The sequence below is a fragment of the Cyanobacterium sp. genome (assembly GCF_054166785.1).
Genome location: NZ_JBSZCP010000067.1, coordinates 21,383 through 29,327, shown reverse-complemented (window position 1 = coordinate 29,327; position 7,945 = coordinate 21,383). Strand labels below are relative to the sequence as shown.

Sequence of the window (7,945 nt, the reverse complement as noted above, 5' to 3'; positions counted from 1 at the left end):
GTATAGCCTAAACGTAACTCTTTTGGTAGCCATATCTAATCAAAAGTTTTGCTAGGATATTAGTTATTCTATCATGCAGTTGGGGGATTGTCTATTGAAACCCAGAAAAAGTTCTCACAGTATTTTTAGTGTTCACTTACACTTTGTGTTTGTAACTCATTATTGGGGAAAAGTGTCTTTTTGGTCTGGCTCTTATTACGTCTCAAGCACTGGTGGTGCAACTATCGAAAAGCTCAAACAGTATATAAAGAATCAGGAAGGCGGAAAATAGAATTAGGTGTTGCTATCCTTCCCTAGTCCGCTACGCTGAGATTGGGGACTGTCGCAACGAATGTTCAAATAAAATAAGATGATACATTAATTGAGTATTATCATGAGAAAGTAAACTATTGGTTCTGTAGGATCATATCCCATGATTTTCTCATTTTTTGATGACTTCATCAATTACTGTAACTTTGGCAAGGCGATCGCACTTTCAGTTATTATTACTAATCTTATCCAAATTCCTGTCCTAGGTTGTACAAGAGCGGTATATATAGGAAAAGAAGACCTTGTCATCACAGGACGCAGCATGGACTGGCGTAGTGAAATGGATAGCAACCTGTGGGCATTTCCAAGGGGTATAGAAAGAAGTGGACTAGCAGGAGCTAACTCCATGACTTGGACTTCAAAATACGGTAGCGTGGGGGTAAGTGTTTGGGATATTGGCATCGCTGACGGCATGAATGAAGCAGGTTTGGTGGCAAATATGCTTTATCTCACCGAAACAGAATTTCCCACCCCTGCCCCCGGAGATACTCGAAAAGGAATGTCATTATCCCTGTGGGTACAGTATGTATTAGACAACTTTGCCACCGTAGAGCAAGCGGTAGAAGCCTTGGCAAAAGACGAGTTTTATATTATTCCCATGCAATCTCCCGATGGAAAAGAAGGAACAGTTCATCTTTCTATCTCCGATGCCACAGGAGACTCCGCCATTGTTGAATATATCGAAGGAAAACTACAAATTCACCATAGCCGAGACTATCAAGTGATGACTAATTCACCGCCCTTTGAACAACAACTAGCATTAAATGCTTATTGGCAAAATATTGGTGGTACAACCATGTTACCCGGAACTAATCGACCGAGCGATCGCTTTGTGAGAGCCTCTTTTTATATTAATGCCATTCCTAAAACCGCTGATCCTGTGGAAGGTGCTGCCAGTGTATTCTCCGTGATGCGTAACGCATCTGTCCCATTAGGAATTTCAACCCCAGAGCGTCCCGAAATTTCCTCAACAATTTGGCGCACAGTGTCGGATCAAAAAAATCGGCGTTATTTCTTTGAGTCAACCCGTCAACCCAATGTTTTTTGGGTAGATATGGATAAATTAGATTTATCGGAAGGAAGTCCTGTTAAGAAACTAAATATAGTCGATGGTAGAACCTTTTCGGGGGATACCTCATCCTTCTTTCAAGCGGCTGAACCCATGCAGTTTCTCCCCGCTATGAATTAATACTACATCCGATTTATAAACTGTACTTTTATGTATTGTTTATTAGCAATGGGCTTAAGCCCATTGTTGCTTTTATCAGTTTACTTTTTTATGGATCATAAGTCTTTTCGTTAAAGTGTAACGTACCTCATCGGTAGTAATAGGATATGCGTGGTAATATAAAATTTAGATCAAAAAAGAAACTTTTTTCAATTCAGTACATCAAAAGTATTAACATTGATTAGTAATTTTACCAGCAATTTCCAGATGACCCAGTCTGTACCCTTAACTCCTAATCCCAATAACGATTCCAGTGGAACTAATTCACTACCAGTGATTCTCGACACATTACCAGATATTTCCTCTCCCCCCACCAGAGGAATGTTAAGAGTACAACAACAGTTAGATTTATTGCTCTTGGCCATTGAAGCCCTTAGACTAGGAGCGTCGGAGGAAATGTTGGCAACTTCCCACCATCTAGGACTTCAGGGTATTATCAATAATCGAGTTGATTTATGGCGCTTACGTTGTACTAATTCTTGGCGTAAATGCTATAACCGAGAAATACTGAGTCCAGAACAACTCAAAACTTTAATTTTACTAACCCATACCTGTGCAAAACAGTTGCTTGTGCCGATGACTCAGTTACTATTGGCGGTGCAGCAAATGAGGGATAAAGATATACCTTTAGAGAATAATTTTCGGTTATCAGAATATTTTACCCGTTTTAAATCTCATTTTATTTCTAGGATGAATCCCAAAAGGGCAAAGGTTTCCGTATATTTAGCATCTCCCCAAGAGTTAAATCAGTTAGCTCTTTCGTTATTAGAAGAACTTCTGTTTTACAGCGGTACGAGGGGCATGGAAAGACTATGGGTTCGTTTATTTGATGGGGAAGTAGATTAAGTCATGACACACAAGTTTTTTATTTCTTCCCTATGCCGTAAAGTTATGGCAAATCATTGGTTGATCATTTTTTTCTCTTTCCTTATGGTGGGGGTTAATAGTCCTAATTCCCTAGCCCAAGCGGTGGAGTTGAGGGTGGGCATTGTACAAAGATTTGGGGAAGAGGAGGATCATAAATTAACCATTAGTAGTACCGAGGGAGATAGTCTCACCCTTAGATTTCGTGAGCGAGGAAATGATGGCAGTAACCCTGTTCGTAATCTTGCTACTAATCAAGTTACTTTAACCATTGCCCCTAAAGCCCTAGAGCAACCACAAATTGAAGAAAGGGTGATTTTAGGAGATCATGCAACTTTTGAGACGGCGGAAGATGATGCTAACCGTTGGCGTAATCTGGGCATTGAGGTGGAAATTACTCAACCGGGGCGCTGGCAAGTGTGGGCGAAAAGAGATGTTTATAATTCTCCTTTACTAAAAAGATTGTTATTAAATAGTATTCAAGGGGAAGGAATTGAGGGGGTTTACATTGAAACGGAGGTTTTGGCAGAAATTCCCGAGGTGGCTTTTACTTTAGGGGGTAATACTTATACGGTGGATTATCTGGATATTTTCACTAACAAAAATTTGGTCAGGGTGAGGGAAGGAAGTGATGGTCCTGTTCGTTTGTATGGTGGACGGTTAAATATTCAACCTAATGCCTACGGCAATTATACCCTTGTGAATCGGGTGGATATAGAAACCTATTTACGGGGGGTTGTACCCCATGAGATTGGGCCGAATGCTCCTCGGGCGGCGGCGGAAGCACAAACAATTATTGCCCGTACTTATGCTTTGCGTAATACCCGTCGTTTTGAGGCGGATAATTATGAGATGTGCGCCACAACCCATTGTCAGGTTTATTATGGATTGGGTCAGACTTCTACTTTGTCGGATCAGGCGATCGCCTCTACCCGTGGTTTAGTGTTAACCTATAACAATGAATTAGTAGATGCCCTTTATTTTTCTACCTCTGGGGGTATCACATCGGCTTTCAGCGACACTTGGAATGGGGAAGATAGATCCTACCTTCAACCCGTTATTGATGCTCCGGGTAATCGTTGGGATTTGGAAAAATACCCTCTCAACATCGAAGCAAACCTAAGACGTTTTATCTCCCTCGACAGTGGGTTTAATGAGGTAGGGCGCCGTCTATTTCGTTGGAATCGTCCCCGCTCCCTCAATGATCTTAACGGTGATTTACGGAAGTATTTAGAACGAATCCGCCATCCTTTGGCAAGATTTAACACCATCAAAACCATGGAAATTACTCAACGCTCTGTTTCGGGGAGAATTTTGGTGATGGAAGTAGAAACAGATTTAGGCATGGTTAAGCTAGAAAAAAATGAAGTAAGAAGTGCCTTTGAGCCTCCCGTAAGTACCTTATTTTATCTTGAGCCAATGTATAAAAATGGTAATCAACTAGACGGTTATCGATTTGTAGGGGGTGGTTTTGGTCATGGAGTGGGCTTAAGTCAATTTGGGAGTTATAGTCTTGCTAATCGGGGTTATTCGGCTCAACAAATTCTCGAATTTTATTATCCAGGGGCAATCATTCAACCGCTCAATGGTTCTATTGTTTGGTGGCAAGGGGCAAATAATTATTAATTAATAGCTAAAAATTGATGATTCTTGGAAATTACTAGGATTCATGGAGCAAAAAAGTTATAGAATTTTAAAGTATAAACAACACTAACTCCCCAGTCGGATGCTGACACCCCTATTTTGTCATTGGCATAATGAATCTCCAGAAGAGAGAAACAATCGTCGTCAAAGGGCGATCGCACAGTTAAAGCTCAATAAAAATAAAGTGATTCCCATGTTTGACGAAGCCACTCAAATATCAGCTCGTGCGCTCCGTAGCCCCATTTGTATCTTAGGCATTCTCGACGGGGAAGAATACCACATCAAATCAGGATTTGGAGTAGCCAACTTTGGCTTTAATAGTGAACTAATTCGTTCTCGCAAAATTTCCAAAGAAGACTCCTTCGCCACCTACGTAATTGACAGTAAAAAACCTCTGTGCATTGAAAATACCCTAAAAGACTCTTTTTTTTTCCAAAATGTCCTAGTTCAACATCATCAAATCAGAGCCTACGTAGGTGTACCCTTAGTTACCGCCCAAGGTGAGTGCATCGGTTGTTTAGAAATTTTTGACCTCGAATCTCGTCCATTTTCCCCCGAACAGATAGAATATATATCCCTAACTGCCCGTTGGTGCATAGCAGAATATGAAAGGGACTATTTAGTCAACCAAACTAAAAATTATCCAAATACCAACTACCATAACCAAAATAATCAACTATCATCCTCCCCCCAAACATTATCTGACCATAGCCTAGACTACCAAAGTACCTACTCCATCAATCTGAGGATAAAATTAGTCAATCAACTAATCCAAAAAATTTCCCTTCCCCTAACCTCCGTCATCGGTATGTCCAGCGTCTTAAAACAGGGAATCTATGGCACACTCAACGACAAACAACTAGAATACCTAAACATTATCTATGATAGTGGTCAAGAAATTACCGCACTACTAGATGAAATTATTAGTCTTGGAGTCATCGACCACAACAAAAACCTAGAACTAGCCGTTGTCGATATTGACATTATCGCAGAACAAATTACGCAATCCCTACAAATGTCGGCAGAAAATAAACAATGCTCCCTACGCATATCCCTCGAACCTGGAGAAAAACTTTGGCACCTCGATAGGGAAAAACTTAAACAAACCATTTACTACCTCGTAACAACTATCATCGAAACCGCCCGCCCCGGAGGCAATATTCAAGTACACTTTTCCCATCAACCATCCCAGATTAAAATAACCATCCTCATCAAACACCCATGGCTAGGAGATGGTATCCCCTATGAAAAAACGGAAAGGTACCTCCAAGCCATTCAAAAGTATTACCATATCGAGCAAAACAATACATCCCAAGACGAAATAAAATCTTACTTAGATGAGATAAAAACCTATGGTTATGACATGATAACTCTGCTATTTAGTTGTTATCTAGCAAAATTACAGCAAGGATACATCAACCTAAAAGGTAATCAAGAATTAGGCTATCGTTTTGAAGTGAATATTCCCACAACGCCCCATTACTTAGAATCCTATTAAATCGAGATACCATTTCCATCGCTTCATTGTTACATCACCCTCTAATCTTTAGAAAAGATTACAGTTTTATCAAAATAGCTAAATAAGATTCATCATAGTAATATCAGCGAATTAATTTTAGCCAACTCATTTAAAACAAAATATCTATAATGGCTAACTATAATCTCTCTCTCCATAAAAAAATTATCTCACAGCAGATGTTAGATAAACTGTATTATCTTTGGGAGGAAACTGCAAAAAACCAAGGGAATGACTTTATTTTTCTTAGTCAAGGGGACTTTAGTAAAACGAAGCAAACAGCCATAAAAAATATTTATTATCATAATTTTAAATTAATTATTAGTCCTGAATTTCAAGCTCTTCTTTTGATAGAAAAGGAAATTAATGACTTCTATTCCCAAATTACTATTAGTTTTTGTCTTGAGGAAGTTAAGAGTTTTTATAATAAGATAAAACCGCTTTTTACTTTAAAGCATAATAAAAAAATCGAAGCAAGTCTTAATAATATTTTCCAAGAAAATGATGGCTGTGGTAAAAAATTTATTGTTGAAGTTTTAGAGATTTTTAGTAATCCCCTTGATCTAAAAGAAAATGCTGAGAATAATTGTTTAATAAGTGATTCTCCCATCGAAAATATTTTACAAAGTAGAGTTAAGCAAGAGGAGATTTTACATATATTAACCCAAAAAATTCAAGATAATATCGATTTAAAACCGATCATTCAAAGTACCTTAGATCAAGTTCAGACTTTATTAAAAATAGATCGTCTTTTTATTTATCAAATTAATGTCTTTACTCAAAAGGATGACGAAAAAAAGTATATTGATATTGTCACCTATGAAACAAAGGCATCGGAAGAAGTTGAATCTCTATTAAATTTAAGTGATGATGATTATTTTAAAGGAATTGATTGTGAAGATAAGTATGCAGAAGATTTTATCTTGATTGTTGATGATGTTGATAACAGCGGTTTAGATAGTAATTTGATACAAGTGATGGGTCAACTAAAAGTAAAAGCAAAAATAGTTATTCCCATTGTGGTCAAACATCGAACATGGGCTTTATTGGTGGCTCATCAATGTGAAAATGTGAGAACTTGGCATGATCATGAGATTAAATTCTTGAAGCACATTAGCGAATATTTGGCAGTGGCGGTGTATCAGGATGACTATTATCAACAATTACAGGAACAAAAAAAAGCCTTAGAAAAACAGGTTGAAAAAAAAGCGAAACAATTACAAGATGCTTTAATTTTGGCGGAGGTAGCCCAACAGTCTAAAAGTGAGTTTTTAGGTAGTATTAGCCATGAGTTGAGGACTCCTTTAACTTGTATTATTGGTTTATCAGGAACTTTGCTTCATTGGTCAAAAGATGGTGCGGATAGTATTTTAACCCCCGAAAAACAAACTCGATATTTGAAGATAATTCAAGATAATGGACGAAAGTTATTACAGTTAATTAATAATATTCTTGATTTTACGGAAATTGAGTCGGGAAAGTATTTGTTAAATATAGAGCCTATTACTTTAAAAAGCATTGCCCAGATGGTTTTACTTTATGGTTTAGAGATTGCCCGTAATAAGGGGGTGATAGTGCAGATGGATTATCGAGTGGCGGAGGAGGATGATTTATTTTATGCTGATGGGGAAAGACTTTATCAAATATTGCTGAATTTGATTGATAATGCCATTAAGTTTACGGGGGCAGGGGGAGAGGTAATTTTGAGGGTGTGGAGAGAGGGAAATCAGGGGATTTTTCAGGTGGAGGATACGGGCATTGGCATTTGTAAGGAGCAACTTCCTTTGTTATTTACTAAGTTTCAACAGTTAGAAAATTATCGCACTCGTACTAATCCGGGTACGGGTTTGGGGTTGGCGTTGACTAAACATTTGGTGGAACTTCATGGGGGGATAATTGAGGTGGAGTCTTCCGTTGATAAGGGTTCTAGTTTTACTGTTTATTTACCTAATTCTGATTCTAGTGCTTTAGTGCGATCGCCCTCAAAATCTAATTCGTTGGAATATTCTGAAGAAAATAAAACGGTGGTGGTTATTTGTGAGGATGACGAGATTGGGACTTTTTTATGTGAATTGTTGACGGCGGCGGATTATCAAGTAATTTGGTTATTGGATGCAACGGATGCGGTTAGTAAAATTGAATTGGTTAATCCTCGGGTGATTGTTTTGGAGCAAAATCAGTCGGTTTCTTTAAATTTTGCCATGGAGATTAAAGCATTGAGTAATCCTGATGTTTATTTGATTGTTATTCGTGATGAAATAAGTGGTCAAGATTGGGAGCAGTTGTCTAGTTTTGGGGTGGATGAATATTTATTAAAGCCTTTGCAACCAAGAATTTTATTGAAAAAGATTAGTAAGGTGATGGAGAGGGTTAATTAGCTCAAA

6 protein-coding genes are annotated in these 7,945 nt (G+C 38.2%); all 6 read left to right on the top strand.

Annotated elements, in window-relative coordinates:
• Positions 1–73: 73 nt before the first annotated feature.
• The 6 genes from ACXITR_RS14135 (at position 74) to ACXITR_RS14110 (ending at position 7,939) form a co-directional block, all read left to right on the top strand.
• Positions 74–271, top strand: coding sequence for a transposase (locus tag ACXITR_RS14135; protein WP_457997868.1), 198 nt, complete (start codon positions 74–76; stop codon positions 269–271).
• A gap of 141 nt (positions 272–412) precedes the next feature.
• The gene (locus ACXITR_RS14130) at positions 413–1,498 is read left to right on the top strand and encodes a linear amide C-N hydrolase (protein WP_457997867.1); all 1,086 of its coding nucleotides are present in this window, start codon (positions 413–415) and stop codon (positions 1,496–1,498) included.
• A gap of 246 nt (positions 1,499–1,744) precedes the next feature.
• Positions 1,745–2,383, top strand: coding sequence for a DUF3038 domain-containing protein (locus ACXITR_RS14125; RefSeq protein ID WP_457997866.1), 639 nt, complete (start codon positions 1,745–1,747; stop codon positions 2,381–2,383).
• Between the two features lie 3 nt (positions 2,384–2,386).
• Positions 2,387–4,027, top strand: a complete 1,641-nt coding sequence (locus tag ACXITR_RS14120) for a SpoIID/LytB domain-containing protein (protein ID WP_457997865.1) — start codon at positions 2,387–2,389, stop codon at positions 4,025–4,027.
• A 100-nt stretch (positions 4,028–4,127) separates the two neighbouring features.
• Entirely contained in the window at positions 4,128–5,543 is a 1,416-nt protein-coding gene (locus ACXITR_RS14115; protein ID WP_457997864.1) for a GAF domain-containing sensor histidine kinase, read from the top strand.
• 197 nt (positions 5,544–5,740) lie between these two features.
• A complete protein-coding gene (locus ACXITR_RS14110) occupies positions 5,741–7,939 on the top strand; it encodes a hybrid sensor histidine kinase/response regulator (RefSeq protein ID WP_457997863.1) in 2,199 nt (732 codons plus the stop codon).
• Positions 7,940–7,945: the final 6 nt, after the last annotated feature.

Bases quoted from the DNA above. Each gene is read 5' to 3' on its own strand.
- ACXITR_RS14110 (WP_457997863.1), top strand. From the start codon at position 5,741: ATGTTAGATAAACTGTATTATCTTTGGGAGGAAACTGCAAAAAACCAA.
- ACXITR_RS14115 (WP_457997864.1), top strand. From the start codon at position 4,128: ATGCTGACACCCCTATTTTGTCATTGGCATAATGAATCTCCAGAAGAG.
- ACXITR_RS14125 (WP_457997866.1), top strand. From the start codon at position 1,745: ATGACCCAGTCTGTACCCTTAACTCCTAATCCCAATAACGATTCCAGT.
- ACXITR_RS14130 (WP_457997867.1), top strand. From the start codon at position 413: ATGATTTTCTCATTTTTTGATGACTTCATCAATTACTGTAACTTTGGC.
- ACXITR_RS14120 (WP_457997865.1), top strand. From the start codon at position 2,387: ATGACACACAAGTTTTTTATTTCTTCCCTATGCCGTAAAGTTATGGCA.
- ACXITR_RS14135 (WP_457997868.1), top strand. From the start codon at position 74: ATGCAGTTGGGGGATTGTCTATTGAAACCCAGAAAAAGTTCTCACAGT.